General features: G+C 63.7%; 18 protein-coding genes and 1 tRNA gene. 8 read left to right on the plus strand and 11 right to left on the minus strand.

The features are described from left to right. The 4 genes from MOV75_RS08270 to panE all read left to right on the plus strand — a co-directional run. The coding region (locus MOV75_RS08270) for a DUF2239 family protein (RefSeq protein WP_247005321.1) at positions 1-199 on the plus strand (199 nt) is incomplete at its 5' end. Between the two features lie 88 nt (positions 200-287). Continuing rightward, the gene (locus MOV75_RS08275) at positions 288-1,637 is read left to right on the plus strand and encodes an MATE family efflux transporter (protein WP_246922215.1); all 1,350 of its coding nucleotides are present in this window, start codon (positions 288-290) and stop codon (positions 1,635-1,637) included. 89 nt (positions 1,638-1,726) lie between these two features. Next, positions 1,727-2,341: a 2-hydroxychromene-2-carboxylate isomerase gene (locus MOV75_RS08280; protein WP_246922218.1), complete on the plus strand. Its 615-nt coding sequence runs from the start codon at positions 1,727-1,729 to the stop codon at positions 2,339-2,341. A gap of 118 nt (positions 2,342-2,459) precedes the next feature. Further along, positions 2,460-3,383: a 2-dehydropantoate 2-reductase gene (panE, locus tag MOV75_RS08285; protein ID WP_246922221.1), complete on the plus strand. Its 924-nt coding sequence runs from the start codon at positions 2,460-2,462 to the stop codon at positions 3,381-3,383. Between the two features lie 81 nt (positions 3,384-3,464). Here panE and MOV75_RS08290 read toward each other — a convergent pair whose 3' ends face one another. The 4 genes from MOV75_RS08290 to MOV75_RS08305 form a co-directional block, all read right to left on the minus strand. Beyond that, positions 3,465-4,049 carry a cytochrome c gene (locus tag MOV75_RS08290; protein ID WP_246922224.1) on the minus strand — a complete coding sequence of 195 codons (585 nt, stop codon included), beginning with the start codon at positions 4,047-4,049 and terminating at the stop codon, positions 3,465-3,467. Between the two features lie 181 nt (positions 4,050-4,230). Beyond that, on the minus strand, positions 4,231-5,511 hold the full coding sequence (locus MOV75_RS08295; protein ID WP_246922227.1) for a sorbosone dehydrogenase family protein: 1,281 nt from the start codon (positions 5,509-5,511) through the stop codon (positions 4,231-4,233). A 380-nt stretch (positions 5,512-5,891) separates the two neighbouring features. Beyond that, entirely contained in the window at positions 5,892-6,878 is a 987-nt protein-coding gene (locus tag MOV75_RS08300; RefSeq protein ID WP_246922229.1) for an NAD(P)-dependent oxidoreductase, read from the minus strand. A gap of 76 nt (positions 6,879-6,954) precedes the next feature. Beyond that, positions 6,955-7,029 (minus strand) — tRNA-Gly (locus MOV75_RS08305). 274 nt (positions 7,030-7,303) lie between these two features. On the opposite strand from MOV75_RS08305, the gene trxA reads away from it, so the two are divergent. Then, positions 7,304-8,227 (plus strand): thioredoxin, encoded by a 924-nt coding sequence (gene trxA / locus MOV75_RS08310; protein ID WP_246922231.1) that lies wholly within the window; start codon positions 7,304-7,306, stop codon positions 8,225-8,227. A gap of 32 nt (positions 8,228-8,259) precedes the next feature. Further along, entirely contained in the window at positions 8,260-8,937 is a 678-nt protein-coding gene (locus tag MOV75_RS08315; protein ID WP_246922232.1) for an LON peptidase substrate-binding domain-containing protein, read from the plus strand. Between the two features lie 12 nt (positions 8,938-8,949). Here MOV75_RS08315 and MOV75_RS08320 read toward each other — a convergent pair whose 3' ends face one another. The 6 genes from MOV75_RS08320 to MOV75_RS08345 form a co-directional block, all read right to left on the minus strand. Then, the gene (locus MOV75_RS08320) at positions 8,950-11,451 is read right to left on the minus strand and encodes an EAL domain-containing protein (protein WP_246922233.1); all 2,502 of its coding nucleotides are present in this window, start codon (positions 11,449-11,451) and stop codon (positions 8,950-8,952) included. 222 nt (positions 11,452-11,673) lie between these two features. Then, a complete protein-coding gene (locus MOV75_RS08325; protein WP_247005322.1) occupies positions 11,674-12,267 on the minus strand; it encodes a cytochrome b/b6 domain-containing protein in 594 nt (197 codons plus the stop codon). Positions 12,268-12,339: 72 nt separating this feature from the next. Beyond that, positions 12,340-12,618, minus strand: coding sequence for a PepSY domain-containing protein (locus tag MOV75_RS08330; protein ID WP_018323571.1), 279 nt, complete (start codon positions 12,616-12,618; stop codon positions 12,340-12,342). Between the two features lie 220 nt (positions 12,619-12,838). Then, a complete protein-coding gene (locus tag MOV75_RS08335; protein WP_246922237.1) occupies positions 12,839-13,651 on the minus strand; it encodes an SDR family oxidoreductase in 813 nt (270 codons plus the stop codon). Then, positions 13,648-14,451: a crotonase/enoyl-CoA hydratase family protein gene (locus tag MOV75_RS08340; RefSeq protein WP_246922239.1), complete on the minus strand. Its 804-nt coding sequence runs from the start codon at positions 14,449-14,451 to the stop codon at positions 13,648-13,650. Before MOV75_RS08340 ends, MOV75_RS08335 begins: the two co-directional genes overlap by 4 nt. Before the next feature lie 31 nt (positions 14,452-14,482). After that, positions 14,483-14,833, minus strand: coding sequence for a hypothetical protein (locus MOV75_RS08345; protein ID WP_246922241.1), 351 nt, complete (start codon positions 14,831-14,833; stop codon positions 14,483-14,485). A gap of 104 nt (positions 14,834-14,937) precedes the next feature. Between MOV75_RS08345 and MOV75_RS08350 the strand changes: the two genes are divergently transcribed. Together MOV75_RS08350 and MOV75_RS08355 are read left to right on the plus strand one after the other, a co-directional pair. Next, positions 14,938-15,468, plus strand: coding sequence for a TetR/AcrR family transcriptional regulator (locus MOV75_RS08350; protein WP_246922244.1), 531 nt, complete (start codon positions 14,938-14,940; stop codon positions 15,466-15,468). Positions 15,469-15,527: 59 nt separating this feature from the next. Continuing rightward, complete coding sequence (locus MOV75_RS08355) at positions 15,528-15,725, plus strand: Trm112 family protein (protein ID WP_246922246.1); 198 nt, start codon at positions 15,528-15,530, stop codon at positions 15,723-15,725. Positions 15,726-15,793: 68 nt separating this feature from the next. Here MOV75_RS08355 and MOV75_RS08360 read toward each other — a convergent pair. Further along, a partial coding sequence (locus MOV75_RS08360; protein ID WP_247005323.1) for an FAD-dependent monooxygenase occupies positions 15,794-16,553 on the minus strand: 760 nt, incomplete at its 5' end.

Raw genomic sequence — 16,553 nt, forward strand, 5'->3', positions numbered from 1 at the left:
CGACAAGGACCGCGAGCGGCAGGCGCGCGAGGCCGCCTACCACTTCATGTCGACGATGGCCGGCAACCTGCCGCAATTCGAGGAAGCTTCGCGGGCGCTGTTCGCTGATGACAGGCGGCGCTTCACCGGACTGATCGCGGACTGGCCGACCGATATCCGCGACCACATCGTCAAGCTCGCCTACAGCGACCGCGCTTAAACCGCGCGGCACTTCTCAACCTCATCGACGGCCGAGCCGCGCACCTTGCGCGGCAACGGCTTCGCACGCCCTGACGAAAGACAGATCCATGCCCACCACCAAACCGCTCTGGACGCCGTTCCTCCGCTTCCTCGCCCCGCTGATGCTGAGCAACGCGCTGCAATCGCTGTTCGGCACCGTCAGCAACGTCTATCTCGGCCAGATGCTCGGCGTCGACGCGCTGGCGGCCGTCTCGGTGTTCTTCCCGGTGATGTTCTTCCTGTTCGCCTTCGTCATGGGCCTCAGCACCGGCGCGACCGTGCTGATCGGTCAGGCCTTTGGCGCGCGCGAGCACGACAAGATCAGAAGCGTCGTGGGTACGACGCTTGCGATCGGCCTTCTGCTCTCCAGTTCGGTTGCGCTGGTCGGCGGACTCTTCAGCCGTCAACTGATGATGGCACTCGCCACGCCCACAGACATTCTCGCCCCTGCCAGCGCCTATGCGCGGATCATGCTGCTCACCATGCCGCTTGGCTTCGTCTTCCTGCTGATGACGGCGATGGTCCGCGGCGTCGGCGACGCGCTCACGCCGCTGCTGGCGCTGGCGTTGTCGACCGCGATCGGCCTGATCCTGACACCGCTTCTGATCCGCGGGTCGTTCGGATTGCCGGCAGCCGGCATCACCAGTCCGGCATGGGCGGCAGCGATCTCGAACGCGGTCACGTTGATCGCGCTGGCGCTCTATCTGCTGCGGAAGAAGCACGCGCTCGCACCGGACGCGGCGCTGCTGCGTCACCTGCGGCTCAACGGCGCCATGCTCGGAAGGATTCTCGGCATCGGATTGCCGAGCGCCGTCGGCATGGTGGTGATGGCGATCGCGGAGCTGGTCCTGCTCGGCCTCGTCAACGGCTTTGGGTCGGACGCCACTGCGGCCTATGGCGCCGTCAATCAGGTGATGGGCTACACGCAGTTCACGGCGATGTCGATTTCGATCGCGGTCTCGATCCTCGGCGCGCAGGCGGTCGGCAGCGGCGACAGAGCCCGGCTCGAGGGCATCGTGCGGGTCGGGCTCGCTTTCAACTTCGTCCTGACCGGCGGGCTCGTGGCGCTGATCTATCTCGCCCCGCGCGCCATCCTCGGCATCTTCATCACCGACGCCGCCGTGCTCGATCTGGCGAGAGGCCTGCTCGACATCGCCCTGTGGAGCTCGGTACCGTTTGGCCTCGCCACGGTGTTCTCCGGAGCCATGCGCGCGGCCGGCGTCGCGTTGACGCCGATGCTGCTCTCGATCGTCGCGATCGTCGCGATCGAGCTGCCTGCCGCGGTGATCCTGAGCCGCACGATCGGCCTTGCGGGCGTATGGGCCGCTTATCCCATCGTGTTCTGCGCCATGTTCGTTTTGCAGATGGGCTATTACTTCCTGGTGTGGCGCAAGCGAGCGATCCGGCGTCAGGTCTGACCGTCTATGTATTACGATCGTCATTAAGCGGTGGACCTGTGGCGTATGCTGCGCCACAATGCGCGAAAGAGAAGCCAGGGAGACCGAATTTGACCCGCACTGCCCCGCAATTCCTGTTCGATTTCGGCAGCCCGAACGCCTATCTCAGCCATCTCGCGATTCCCGCGATCGAGCAGCGCATCGGCGTCAAGTTCGAATACGTCCCGATCCTGCTCGGCGGCATCTTCAAATCGACCAACAACAAGTCGCCGGCCGAGACCCTCGCCGGGATCAAGAACAAGCGCGAATTCCACGCGGTCGAGACCGAGCGTTTCGTCAAGCGCTTCAAGGTCCAGCCTTACGTCATGAACCCCTTCTTCCCGGTCAATACGCTGAACCTGATGCGCACGGCGATCGCCGCGCAGCTCGAGGGTGTGTTCGAGCCCTATGTCGAGGCCGCCTTCCACCACATGTGGCGCGAGCCGAAGAAGATGGACGATCCCGAAATCGCGGCGAAGGCGCTGGCGTCCTCCGGCCTCGATGCGCAAAAGCTGTTCGCCCGCGCCGGGGAACCCGAGGTGAAGGGCAAGCTGATCAAGAACACCGAGGAGGCTGTGGCCCGCGGCGCGTTCGGCTCGCCGACCTTCTTCGTCGGCACTGAGATGTTCTTCGGCAAGGAGCAGTTGCGCGAGGTCGAGGAAATGGTGTTGGAGAAGGGCGAATAGTGAATGGCGAATAGCGAGTAGTGGAAACGTTACTCGCATTTCATGGCGTGCTACCCTATTCGCTACTCCCTATTCGCCATTCGCGTCTATTTGAAGAGCAACAACTGTGGAGCACCCCATGCGTATCCTCGTGGTCGGCGCCGGCGCCATCGGCGGCTATTTTGGTGGCAGGCTGTTGCAGGCCGGCCGCGACGTCACCTTCCTGGTCCGTCCGAAGCGCGCCAGCGAACTCGCCAGTGCCGGCCTCGTCATCAAGAGCCCGAACGGCGATGTGACCTTGAAGAATCCGCCGACCGTGCAGGCCACCGCGCTCAAGGACAAGTTCGACGTCGTACTTCTGAGCTGCAAGGCGTTCGACCTCGAGGACGCCATCAAATCGTTTGCCGCCGCGGTCGGGCCTGACACGGCGATCATCCCGATGCTCAACGGCATGCACCATCTCGACACGCTGGATGCCGAGTTCGGCAAGGAGCGCGTGCTCGGCGGGCTCTGCGCCATCGCCGCGACCTTGAACGACAAGCGCGAGGTGGTGCAGTTGCAGCCGATGCAGTCGATCAGTTATGGCGAGCGCGACGGCAAGCTCTCGGATCGCATCAAGGCCATCGACGAGGCCTTCAAGAGCGGCATCAACGGCGCCAGCGCCAGCCAGAACATCATGCAGGACATGTGGGAGAAGTGGGTATTCCTCTCCTCGCTCGCGGCGTCGACCAGCCTGATGCGCACCTCTGTCGGCAACATCCTTGCAGCTCCTGGCGGACGGGATTTCCTGCTCGGCATGCTGGATGAGACCAGCGCGATCGCCGCCGCGTCGGGATATACGCCGGGCGGGCCGTTCTTCGAACGCGTCAAGGGTCTGCTCACCACCGAGGGCTCGCCGATGACGGCCTCGATGTTCCGCGACGTCAAGGCCGGCCTGCCGGTCGAAGCCGATCACGTCATCGGCGACCTCATCGCGCGTGCTGACGCTGCCAAGGTGCCGGTGCCGAAGCTGCGCATCGCCTACACGCATTTGAAGGCGTATGAGAAGCAGCGGGCTAGTTAACCACACGCCCCGTTTGTCGTCCCCGGGGCGCGCATAGCGCGAACCCGGGACGACAGCGGGTTTGTGGAGACAGCACCACGGCTACTTCAAATGCGCGAGATAGTGCGAGACGGCCGTGATTTCCTCGTCGCTCATGTGATAGGCGACATCGGCCATCGCGGCGACGCCACCGCCGACGCGCTGGCCCGCCTTGTAGTCGTGCAGTGCCTTGACCAGATATTCCTCGCGCTGGCCGGCAAGTCGCGCAACTCCCTTGGTGCCGGCATAGCTATCGGTATGGCATGAGGCGCAGCGGCGCCCGGCGGCAACTTGCGCACCCTTCTTCGACAGGTCCGGATCACCGTCTTCCGATCCCTTCGGCGGCGTCAACGAGGCGAAATAAGCGCCGAAGTTGCGGATGTCCTCGTTGGTGATCTCCTCCACGATCGGCTGCATCTGGTCGTTCTTGCGCGAGCCCGCGCGGAAGAACACGAGCTGCCACTGGATGAACTGATCGGGCTGACCGGCGAGCGAGGGGACGTTCTCCGTCTGCGAAATGCCGTTCTCGCCGTGACAACCGGAGCAGACTGAAGCCTTCTCCTTGATCGCGGCATTGTCGGCGGCCTGAGCCGGGATAGATGCGAGCAGAAGCGCCGCAGGCAGAATTCCGAACCGAACGACGCGCATCGCTGATTTCTCCGACTGTCATTGCCGGGCTTGACCCGGCAATCCATCTCTTTTGCAAAGTTTCTCGTTTGATGGATGCCCGGATCAAGTCCGGGCATGACGAACGTGTTCCATCGCAAGTCTGTCGCAAGCAAAAGAGGCTGCAGCCGTCACCCGGCCGCAGCCTCTTCGTAACGTCGCGCTACTTCTTGCTGTAGCTGATGCGATAGATCGCGCCGGCCCAGTCATCGGCGACGAGGATCGAGCCGTCCTTGGCGAGAAGGATGTCGTTGGGACGGCCGAGATAGCCCTGGTCTCCCTCGATCCAGCCGGAGGCGAACACCTCCTGCTTGGCGTTCTTCCCGTCGGGCCCGGCGATCACGCGCATGATGCGCGCGCCCTGGTACTTGTGGCGATTCCAGGAGCCGTGCTCGGCGATCAGGATGTTGTTCTTGTACTCGGCGGGAAACTGGTCGCCGGTATAGAACTTCATGCCGAGCGGGGCGACATGCGCGCCGAGGTTCAACACCGGCGGCGTGAACTCGGAGCATTTGTGGCCCATGGCGAACTTGTCGTCAGGCAGGTTGCCCTGGTGACAGTAGGGATAGCCGAAATGCTCGCCGATCCGATTGATCATGTTCAGCTTGTCCGAGGGCAGATCATCGCTGATCCAATCGCGGGCGTTTTCGGTGAACCAAAGCTTGCCGGTGCGCGGATCGACGTCGCCGCCGACCGAGTTGCGAACGCCGAGCGCCCAGATCTCCGCGTTGCCGGTCTTGGGATCGACGCGCCGGATCTGCGACACGCTGGTCGGGGGGATGCCGATATTGAAGGGGGGTCCAAACGGGAGGAAGAACCAGCCTTCCTTGTCGACCGCGATGTACTTCCAGCCATGCGCGGCATAGGACGGCATGTCGTCATAGACGACCTTGCCGTCGCCGAGCTTGTCGAGATTGGCTTCCGCATTGTCGTAGCGGATCAGCTTGTCGACGGCGATGACGTAGAGCGCGCCGTCCTTGAAGGCGAGACCGGTGGGCATGTTGAGGCCCTTGAGAACGGTCTTGACCTCTTTCTTCCCGCCATTGTCCTTGATGGCATAGACGTTGCCGAGGCCGAACGAGCCGACGAACAGCGTGCCCTTGTCACCCCAGGCCATCTGCCGCGCGGCCAGCACGCCGGAGGCATAGACCTCGATCTTGAAGCCCGGCGGCAGCTTGATCTTCTTGACGATGTTGGCGAGCTCGGCATCGGAGGCGCCGGTCGGCGGGCCCGACGGCGGCGCGAGGCCCTTCTGCGCCTCGGTCTCGTCGCCGAGGAACCAGTCATCCGGCGGATGGGTCCAGAACTCCTTGGTACCGGATTCGTATTTCTTCAGCGGCTTGTTCTTGTCCTGCTGCTGCGCGTTGCCGGCACTTGTCCCTGCAAGAAAGGCAACCGCTGCAAGCGCCAGGACGGATTGAAAGACGGATCGATGGAATTTCATCGCGTCACTCCCCTAAGGCAGCCGTCAGGGCTGCGCATTATTTTATCTTGCTAGTCGAGAGGCGAAGTTTGGGTCTGCCGAGAAGCAGACGCAAAAAGGCTAGCACATCTGCGAGCGGTGAGAAGGGCATCGCCTGCGCTGCGGTTGCGCTCAATAAAAATTGAGACGGAATGTCAACGAGGGCAAACGCGGCGGCGACAGCGCTCTCGCTGCAACGCGGAATCAAATCGGCGCGCGCCTCATTCGCGGGCAGGATCGAGGGGGCGGGCAACACAAAACGCGAAAACAACCCCATGCAAAGTAGAACGGCGCAAGTCGCGCCGCTCGTGGTGACGCCGGTCAGACATTTGACCTGTCGAGCAAATTAGCGAACGCGACGCTCAACCGGCGACGGGGTAGGGGCCGTCGTCAAACACCGTGTCATGATAGCCTTTCGAGCCGATCTCGTGCGCCAACACGCTGCGAAAATCGCGGCCCTCGCGCAGGCTCCTCAGGACATGCGCGAAGTTGAATTCAGGCTGCCAGCCCAGTTCGCGCCGTGCGCGTTCGTTGACATAGACACGGTCGATCTCGGGGAAGAGGTTCCAGCCGCACGCCGCATAGAGCTCCGCGCAGTCCGGATAAAGCTCGCGCACGACACCGGCCGCATCGCGCGCAAGTGCCGCGAGGTGGCACGGCTCGAATGGGCTCGTGGCCGAGACGATGTAGCGGGCGAAGCCGATCTTCGGGGCGCGTTCGGCGGCGAGCAGATGGGCGCTCACCGCGTCCGCGATATCGAGCCGGCGATAGAGCAGCTCGTTGGCCTGCGCGTTCTCAGTCGTGTAAGCCGACCGCATCGCGGGATCATCGTCGGCTTCCGGAAAGAAGCGCGAGGTCCGCAAGACCACGACCGGCAGGCCGCGCTCGCGATAGCACAGCTCGCAGAGGGTCTCGGCCATCAGCTTGGTGGTGCCGTAGATGTTCTTCGGCACCGGCGGCAAATCTTCGGTGACCCGCACGGCCGCCTGCCCCGCCTCAGGGCGAAGCTGCGAGCCAAACGCGCTGGTGGTGCTGGTGAAGACGAAGCTCGTCACGCCGGCGGCCACTGCCGCCTCGAGCAAATTGAGCGTGCCTGATACGTTGGTGTCGACGAAATCCTGCTTGGAGTGGGTCGCCACATGCGGCTTGTGCAGCGTCGCGGTGTGGATGACGGCCGAGACGCCAGCCATCTGGCGCCGCACGAAGCCGGGATCGACGATCGATCCGACCGCGTCGGTGTAGGGCGACGGCTTCAGATCGACCCCGCGTGCGGGCGAACCGCGCGTCCGCAACGTCCGCAGAATGGCCTCGCCGAGGTGACCCGCGCTACCGGTGACCAGGATTGTCATTGCGAACCCAAGAGAGCCGCCAGCGGCGTGGAGAACCACGCTTCTGTTCGGACCGGCTGGATGCTCTGGGAAAAATTGGAGCGGGCGAAGGGGCTCGAACCCTCGACCCCGACCTTGGCAAGGTCGTGCTCTACCACTGAGCTACACCCGCATCCTGTGTCGGTCGCGTGACGCGCCGGCAACGGCTGTCGTATGCCAAAAGCGGGAGGGGAATGCAACAGCTACCGGCGGCATCAATTCGCATTTGGAGGCCCCATATGGGCCCCGGATGCGACTAAATCACCCAAAAAGGCGCCGGAACCGCCGAATCGGTCGCGGTGGATTGAAATTCGGCCCAATCGGCCCAATTTAGGAGCCAACAACGAGCATAGGAAGTGGCGGCATGCTAAAGACCCGCCATTCCGGACATCAGACGAGGGGATCCCGTGACGATCATCGACCAGGGTAACGGAGCGGCGGGCCCGGCTGCGGCCGACCTGATCAAGGACACCACCACCCAGACCTTCGTGAAGGACGTCATCGAGGAATCGAAGCGCCAGCCGGTGCTGATCGATTTCTGGGCGGAGTGGTGCGGCCCCTGCAAGCAGCTCACCCCCTTGCTGGAAAAGGCGGTCAAGGCAGCCAAGGGCAAGGTCAAGCTGGTCAAGATGAACATCGACCAGCACCCCGCGATCCCTGGCCAGATGGGCATCCAGTCGATCCCGGCCGTGATCGCCTTCGTCAACGGCCAGCCGGCCGACGGTTTCATGGGCGCGGTGCCCGAGAGCCAGCTCAACGCCTTCATCGAAAAGCTGACCAAAGGCGTGACCGCGCCGGGTGAGCCAAATATTGCTGAAATCCTGCAAGAGGCCGAGGCCGTACTCGCCGAGGGCGACGCCGCAGCCGCCGCGCAGATCTATGCGGAGGTGCTTCAGCACGATTCGACCAACATCGCGGCGCTTGCCGGACTCGCAAAATGCTACGCCGTCTCCGGCGCGATGGAGCAGGCCAAGCAGACGCTGGCCATGGTCCCGGAATCCAAGCGCAACGATCCCGCGGTGAAGGCCGTGCAGACCGCGATCGATCTCGCCGAGCAGGCCCAATCGCTCGGGCCGGTCGCGGAGCTGGAACAGAAAGTCGCCGCAAACCCGCTCGATCATCAGGCCCGATTCGACCTGGCGACCGCGCTCAACGCGCAAGGCGACCGCGCCGCAGCCACCGCGCAGCTGCTCGAGATCGTCAAGCGTGACCGCAAATGGAACGACGACGGCGCCCGCAAGCAGCTGGTGCAGTTCTTCGAGGCCTGGGGCGGCACGGATGATGCAACCGTCGAGGGACGCAAGCGTTTGTCGACGATCCTGTTTTCGTAAGCCGCGCTGGCAAGGCCAGGGGGACCGGGCAGATGCCGATCAACATCGAATATCGCGGACCCGCCGACCTCCCGGAGATCATTCCGGTCTTTCCGCTGCCGGGCGCACTGCTGCTGCCCCGCGGCCAGATGCCGCTCAACATCTTCGAGCCGCGCTACCTTGCGATGGTCGATGATTCCTTCCGCGATGGCCATCGCCTGATCGGCATGATCCAGCCTGACGTCGCGCACTCGCCGAAAAATTCGGACAAGCCGACGCTGTTCAGCGTCGGCTGTGTCGGCCGCATCACCCAGCTCGCCGAATCCGGCGACGGCCGCTACATCCTCGAGCTCACCGGCGTCTCGCGCTTCAAGGTGGTCGAGGAGCTCGAAGTGCTCACCGCCTACCGACAGTGCAAGGTGGATTTCTTCGCCTTCGTCGACGACTTCACCGCCCGCACGGGCGAGGACCAGGTCGACCGCGAGGCGCTGCTGGCCGTACTGGCAGACTTCCTGAAGGCCAATAATCTCAAGGTCGACTGGGAGGGCGTCGAAAGCGCGCCCAACGAAGCGCTCGTCAATGCGCTGGCGATGATGTCGCCCTATGGCCCCGCGGAGAAGCAGGCCATGCTGGAGGCGCCTGACCTGAAGACCCGCGCCGAGATTCTGATCGCCGTCACGGAGATGGACCTCGCCAAGAAGCGCACCAGCGGCGATCCGCCCCTGCAGTGAGGGTCCGAATGCTCAGGCGGCGCGGACCACCGCTCCGGCACCTCGCCGCAGCATTCTGGCGACGTCGGATGCGGGCATCGGCCGGCTGAAATAGTAGCCTTGCGTTTCGACGCACCCCTCTTCGCGAAGAATGTCGAGCTGCTCCTTCGTTTCGACGCCTTCGGCGGTCGTGGTCTTGCCGAGACTGACCGCGAAACGAACTACTGCCCGCGCGAGATGGTGCGCCTCTGCCCTCGCGCTGGAGAGTTCGTTGACGAAACTGCGGTCGATCTTGATCTTGTCGAACGAGAACCTCTGCAGAAAGCTCAGCGATGAATAGCCCGTGCCGAAATCGTCCAGGGCTACTCGCACACCGAGCTCGCGCAATTGACCGAGGACGGCGAAAACAGCTTCGCTGTCATGCATGATCACCGTCTCGGTGACCTCGAGCTCGAGCCTGTGCGGCGCAACTCCCGAACTCGCCAAGGCGCCGACAATGACCGGAACAAGCTCCTTGCTCTTGAACTGAGCGGGAGACAGGTTGATCGCGATCCTGACATGCGCAGGCCATTTGGCGGCTTCCGCACAGGCGGTCATCAAGACCCATTCTCCGAGCGGAACGATCAAGCCGGTCTCCTCCGCAAGCGGGATGAATTCGCCCGGCATGACAAGGCCTCGCTGCGGATGATGCCAGCGGAGCAAGGCTTCGAAGCCGCTGGTCTTGCCGGTCGCGGCGCTGACGAACGGCTGGTAGTGGAGTTCGAATTGGCCGCCGGCAAGCGCATCCCGCATGTCGCGCTCCAGGTTGCGGCGCGCATGCATCAGCTCGTCGAGCTCCGGCTCGAAGAAACGGAATGCACCGCGTCCACCACTCTTGGCCGAGTAGAGGGCGAGATCCGCGCTCTTCATGATCACGTCGGAATCATTGCCGTCGCGCGGCGCGATGGCAATGCCGATGCTGGTGCCCACCGTGACCCGGTGATCGCCGAGATCGAACGGCTCGCAAAGCGCCTTCCTGATGTTCTCGGCAAGGGCGGCGGCCTCCACGGCCGGGCTGGTCACGTAATCGATCACCGCGAACTCATCGCCGCCCAGGCGAGCGATCAATGCGGTTTCCGTGGTGCATTCGCGCAGACGCGCAGCAACGGCGCGCAGCAGGGAATCGCCCGCCGGATGTCCAAGCGTGTCGTTGACTTCCTTGAACCGATCGAGGTCGAGCATGAGCACGGCCAGATCGAGGCCGCCGTTGCGTGTAACCGCAATGGCATGCTCCATGCGCTCTCTGAGCAGCACGCGATTTGGCAGATCGGTCAGCGCATCGTGTTGCGCCATATGAATGATCTTGGCCTCGGACCGGCGTTGCTCGGTCACATCGAGATGCGTGGCGACCCATCCACCGCCGGGCATCGGCTGTCGCGTCACGCCGATCAACCGACCATCCGAAAACTCGTCGATCCTGCTCGAGACAACATCGTACGGCAACGCGGCCAGTTTCGAGATGAATTGCCCGGCAGCGCCCTCGCTGGTGTCGCCCTTGAGGATGCCGTTCACGACGCGATGCTTGATGATGTCGGCGTGGGGTGTCCCCGTCTTCAGCAATTCCGGCGGCAGCCGATAGAGCAGGGCATAACGCTCGTTGCAGACGACGAGCCGCTTATCGGCGTCAAACATGCAAAGGCCCTCGACCATGTTGTTGATGGCCGTGTCGAGCCTGATCTTCTGGTCCTGGATTTCCTTTTGTGAATCTTCCACCTGTTGCCTGGTAAGCGAAAGCTCCCTGATGATTTCCTCGAACCGCCTGGTCCTGGTCGCAAGCCGGCGATCCGCCAGCACGCCGACAAAACTCATTCCGAGCACTGACAGAGCCACGCCCGCAATTGCCACGGCGAGGAAGGCGGGAGAAAGCGACAGGGCATCGCTTGTCAGCGTCGGGTCTGGAACAATCTGCACGGCCCCCATAGCCGTAAAATGATGCGACACAATGGCGAGCGTCAGCAGCAGCGCCGCGACGAAGGTCCCCCACCTGTCCTTGCGGCCCAGGGCGACCGCAAGTGCGGCGTAGCCCAGGACCATGCCAAGGATGATCGAGACGAACACCAGCTCCGGCGACCAAGTCACGCGACCGGGCACTTCGAGGGCCCACATGCCCAGATAGTGCATGCTCGCAATACCGGCGCCGATGATGCCGCCCCCGGCAGCCGCCCGCCAGCGGCCGGAGCTACCAACGGCAACGCCAAAACCGCCTGACGTCAGGATCATCGCCGCGGCGAGCGACACAGCCGTCAGAGCGATGCCATAGCCGGTTGAGACGCCGGGCTCGTAGGCGAGCATTGCGACAAAATGCGTTGCCCAGATTCCATAACCGATGGCGGCGCCGGCGATCGCAATCCAGATCAGCCGCGCCCAGGCGCGCGAGGCGATCGCCCGATGAAAGATGCTGACGGCTACAATGCTTGCGGCGAAGCAAACCAGACCAGCGAGTATGACAAGCCGCCAATCATGCTCTGCCGTGAGGCAGGTAAAGACGCGGAACATCGAAATCGCCTCCCCTCGTCAATAACTTCGACGATTGATTCTATCGGCTTTCTTCGCGTTAATTTTCTGCAATTCTCGGTTGCATACCTACCGGGAGGTAAATAGCACGTCTCAAATGCGGAATTCTGCGGTAGTCCTGTGCGGGCGAAGGGTTCTCGTCCCGTGAAACTACGCGGATGAGCGAGCCCGCCGCTGCATCGGTTCGAATCAAACTGATCCTGCTCAGGGGCGATTGCGAATGTGCTTGCGGCCGGTGAGCATTGCGCGGATCAGATTCTCGCGCTGGAGAATCCCCATCAGCAGCACGCCGAGCACGTGCAGCACGACCAGGACGATGACCGCATCCGACGAATAATGGTGGGTGTCCTCGACCCACCAGACGCCGAAGAACGTGACGGTCACCGACATCGCGCCCGTGATCGTCGAGACCGCGAGCGAGACCAGCAGCGCCACCAGCATCACGGTGCCGGCGGGATTGAGTCCGATATAGCGGCCGGTGATGCCGCGGCGCAGGTTCCAGAGATAGCCCGGCGCGGCCCGGAGCCTGACCCTGATCATGCGGAAGCGCGAATAGCGGCTTCCCCAAAAGCCCCAGGCCAAACGGAAGGCCAGAAGCACGAGCACCGCATAGCCGACGATGCGGTGAAGCCGATCATAGACGGTGGGCGTGAACCATGCGGCCAGAACGCACGCCGCGAGGGCCCAGTGCCAGAGGCGCAGCGGGAGATCCCAGACTGCGACCGTCCGCGGGGTCGCTCGATCCGCGGGGGTCCTGTCGGACACCCCGCGCGCTGCTGGCATCGCTTCTTCAATCAAGCAAAGACCATCCTCGAGCCCTGCTTTGCGCAGATCACGTCGCGCAATCTACTTCACGCCCTACTTAGCGCTTTACTTGGCGATCGTGTGCTTCAGGCTGAGATCTTCGGGGCTGTAGAACAGCTCGTAGAGCTTGCCTTCCTTGACGCCATAGACCTCGTAGCACGAACCTTCGATCTTGGAGCGCCGCACTTCATAACCGAGCGCCTTGGCCTTGGCTTCGGCCTCGCTGGCCGGCTTCCACGACGCCTTGTCGAGCTTGGTGCAGTCCTTGAATCCGTCGGCCATGGCCGCCGACCCCATGCCCATCCCAACCGTCAGTGCAATGGCAACAACACGAATGACCTTCACGAACGTCTCCTCCTTTGTCGTGCGCGCTACGCGAGCCGCGAAGCGGAACTGAAGGAAGCAAAGGTGATGATGAAGTCAATCCGGTACGAGGCCATTCGTATTTAGAGTTGTTCTAACGATTGTCAAAAGATCAGCGCTCTCCGCATGCAGCATGCATTCGCGGGATCGCTGCGGCCTTACGCCTCACGGACCGGGAGAACCGCCGATCTCGCCAATCGCGCTAGGCCGCACTTTGCATTCCCGGATAGTTGCGCTGCAGCCAGTCCGCCCAGCGGAGACGTCCGCGCACGCCCTGGCTCACGACAAGGCCCATGCCGCGCGCATTCGCCTCGGACAGGCCGATTGCCAGGATTTTCCGGTGCAGTCTCCTTGCATCCTGGTATTGGCGGGCGAAGGCAACGAGATCGAGAGCTTCGGGGCCGCCGATCTCCGCACGCACGCCACGTTGCCCGTCGAACGCGCAAGACAGAACGTGATCGGCGACATCCGACGTATCGACGGGGTCGAACAGCGTCGTCGGCACCGGCCACACCGGAAGCCAGGCCGGGCCCGACAGCAACTTGTCCAGCAGGTAATAGAACGGCATCGCGCGAACAATGGACCAGGGTAAAGCTGAGGCACGCACCAGTCGCTCGCCGGCGAGCTTGACCCGCGCGTAGGGCAGGGTCGCCTGATCGAGGCCGACGATCGAGACGTGCAGGAAGTGCTGCACCTCGGCTTCCCCGCAGAGCGACAGCAGCCGCTCCGTTCCCTCGACGTCCACGGCGGAGGGCGATCTGAAAATATCGATCGGACGAACGCCGCCGCGCCGAGCGATCGGAGAATCCGTCGCCGCATTGATCACCGTATCGACGTCACGCAGAGCTTCGCGCAACCCGGCGCCCGTAGCGAGATCGCCGGCAGCCCATTCGACGTCCGATCGCATGCCTGGCGATCGCGCAAACACCCGGACCCGACGTCCGTCGCGAACCAAGCGATCGACGATGTCCCGGCCAAGATGACCTGTGCCCCCGGTGACGAGTGTCAGGGTCACGCGAGACTCCATCTTGGTGCACGATGTTCGAGATTGCTCCTGACCGCTTCGACATGATTGACAGTTCCAAGCAGCGCCGCCTGTTCGGCAGTCTCCGCGGCGAGACCGGATGCCACGTCGCAAGTTGCGGAGAGGTTGAGCAGTCGCTTGGCGGCACGGATCGCACCGGGGCTGCGGCCCGCAATTTCGCGCGCCGTTGCCAGCGCGGCGGCCACGGGGTCATCGGCAAGCCGCGTCGCGAAGCCGTAGGCGAGCGCTTCATCGGCCGAAAAAACACGCCCGGTGTAGATCAGCTCTCGCACCACATCCTCATGCGCGAGATGGCGCATCAATTGCGTGCCGCACATGTCAGGCACCAGGCCCCATTTCGTCTCGATGACCGCGAGCTTCGTATCGGGCGCGAGATAGCGCAGGTCGGCGCCGAGCGCGAGTTGGAAGCCACCGCCGAAGGCAACGCCGTGGACCGCGGCAATCACGGGTATCGGCAGTTCGCGCCAGAGCCAGACAATGTGCTGCGCGAAGTTTGCGATGCCGTGGGTCCGGCGCGTCAGATCCGCAGTCGGAAGCAGCGGTTCGCCATTTGCAGCCGCCAGCAGGCGGTCGACATCGAGGCCGGCGCAGAAGGCACGACCTTCACCGGATAGCACGACGGCTCGAATTTCCGGGCTGTCGCGAAGGTCCGCGCCGGCTTCGGCAATTGCCTCGAACATCGCGGGATCGAGCGCATTCATCTTGTCCGGTCGGCTCAAGCGGACGTGCGCCACCTCATTCTCGACAGTCACACGGACGCGATCGGTCATCGTGCGCCTCCTTTGGATTGCATCGGCGGGTTCAGTATCCGGCGACCGCCAGCGCGACCACGGCGGTGAGGGCCTTCCAGCCAAAGCCACGTCCGCGCGACCACCAGGCGTTGGCGATGGCGGCAAAGCCGTAGACGGCGACGATGGTCGCCACGATCCAGTGCCGCGCGCTGTCCGATCCCAACATTGGCGCCGCAAGCAGGAGCACGCCGCCGCCGATCCAGGCAACCGTACCGGCCTGCCAGACGAGCCGGATCAGCATGCGCAGGCGTTCCGGGGTGATGGTCGCTTTGGCGAACACCTTGGTTTCGCCCAGCACGCCATGGATCAGGGCGACCACGATTCCGGCGACGCCGGCACATTGCAGCAGCAGATCACGCATCAGCAGACCTCGCCTCCTCCATCCATACAGTACTGTATGGAGAGATGGGCGCTGGCCCACCGCCTGTCAATACACTAGTGTATGGTAGCCCCTGGGAACCCGACATGACCGAACAGCTCTCCGCCGACGACTGGATCAGGGAAGGTCTGAAGGCGCTCGCCAAAAATGGCTTCACCGCGCTCAAGGCCGATCCGCTGGCAAAGGCCATGGGCGTGTCGCGCGGCAGCTTCTATTGGCATTTCGCCGATCTCGGGGCATTCCACGCCGGAGTGCTGAAGCGCTGGCGCGAGATCGCGGCCGAGCAGATCATCGCCGATGTCGAGGCCGCCAGCGATGAGCCGCTGAAGGCGCTGCTGCGCAGGACGTTCGGCGCCCGGCTCGATCTCGAACGGGCGGTGCGCAATTGGGCGGCCTTCGATGCGGCGGCACAAGGGGCCGTGCGCGCAATCGATCGCCGCAGGCTCGACTATATTGAGGGGCTGCTGGAGAAACGCGCGCTCCCTCCGGCAACCGCGCAGGCCCGCGCGCAGATCCTGTACTGGGCATTTCTCGGCTTCGCCCTGTCAGGCGCGCCGGTGCCGGCGGCACGGCTCCAGGCCCTGCTCGACGAGGTCTTAACGATGGTCTCCGCTTGAGCTCGCGATGGGCGGACGCGAATTTCTATGCTAGAGGCAACCGATTGCCGGAGACCCCAATGAACGCGCCCACCGACCGTCCCGAAGCCAGCGTCGATCCCAAATTGCTGGAGATTCTCGTCTGCCCGCTGACCAAGGGCCCGCTGGAGTTCGATGCTGCAAAGCAGGAACTGATCTCGCGCAGCGCCAAGCTCGCTTATCCGATCCGTGACGGCATCCCGATCATGCTGCCGGAAGAGGCGCGCAAGATCGATTGAGAAAGGGCGAGTGGGGAGTAGCGAATAGCGAATGGACTCCTCGCTACTCGCCACTCCCTACTCGCTCCTCACAACGCCTCGCCCTTCAATAGCCGCGGCACCTCGCCCGTGAGCCCGGCGGCCTGGCGGATGAAGAGGTTCTTCAGCGGCGGGGCGCGGTCGACAAGGCCGAGGCCAATGTCGCGGACGGTGCGCAGCAGCGTCGACTGGTTCGAGAACAGGAAGTTCAGCGAATTGGTGGCAACGCCCATCGCCATGGTGTCGAAGCGGCGCCAGCGCTGATAGCGTTCGAGCACGTCGGCCCCGCCGATATCCATGCCGAGCCGCGCGGCATCGACGACGACTTCGGCCAGCGCCGCGACATCCTTCAGGCCCATGTTGAGGCCCTGGCCCGCAATGGGGTGGATGACATGGGCGGCATCGCCAACCAGCGCGAGGCGGGTGGCGATGAAGGAGCGCGCGACGAAATAGGACAGCGGAAACGCGCGCGGCTTGTCGAGCGCCTTCACCTCGCCGAGATGCAGGCCAAAACGCTGCTCGAGCTCGGCGTGAAATTCCTCGTCGCTGAGCGCAACGATGCGCGCGGCCTCGGCTCGGCGCTCGGTCCACACCAGCGACGAGCGTCTTCCCGAGAGCGGCAGGATCGCGAACGGGCCCGCCGGCAGGAAATGCTCCTCGGCGCGGCCCTCGTGATCGCGCTCATGGCCGACGGTGACGACGATGCCGGCTTGGTCATACTCCCAGCCATGGGTCGCGATGCCGGCACGCTCGCGCAGTTTTGACCGCGCGCCGTCGGCGGCGACCAGCAGGCTGGCGGCGATCACGCTG

Source organism: Bradyrhizobium sp. PRIMUS42 (genome assembly GCF_023006515.1).
In the GTDB taxonomy this organism is placed as follows: Bacteria; Pseudomonadota; Alphaproteobacteria; order Rhizobiales; family Xanthobacteraceae; genus Bradyrhizobium.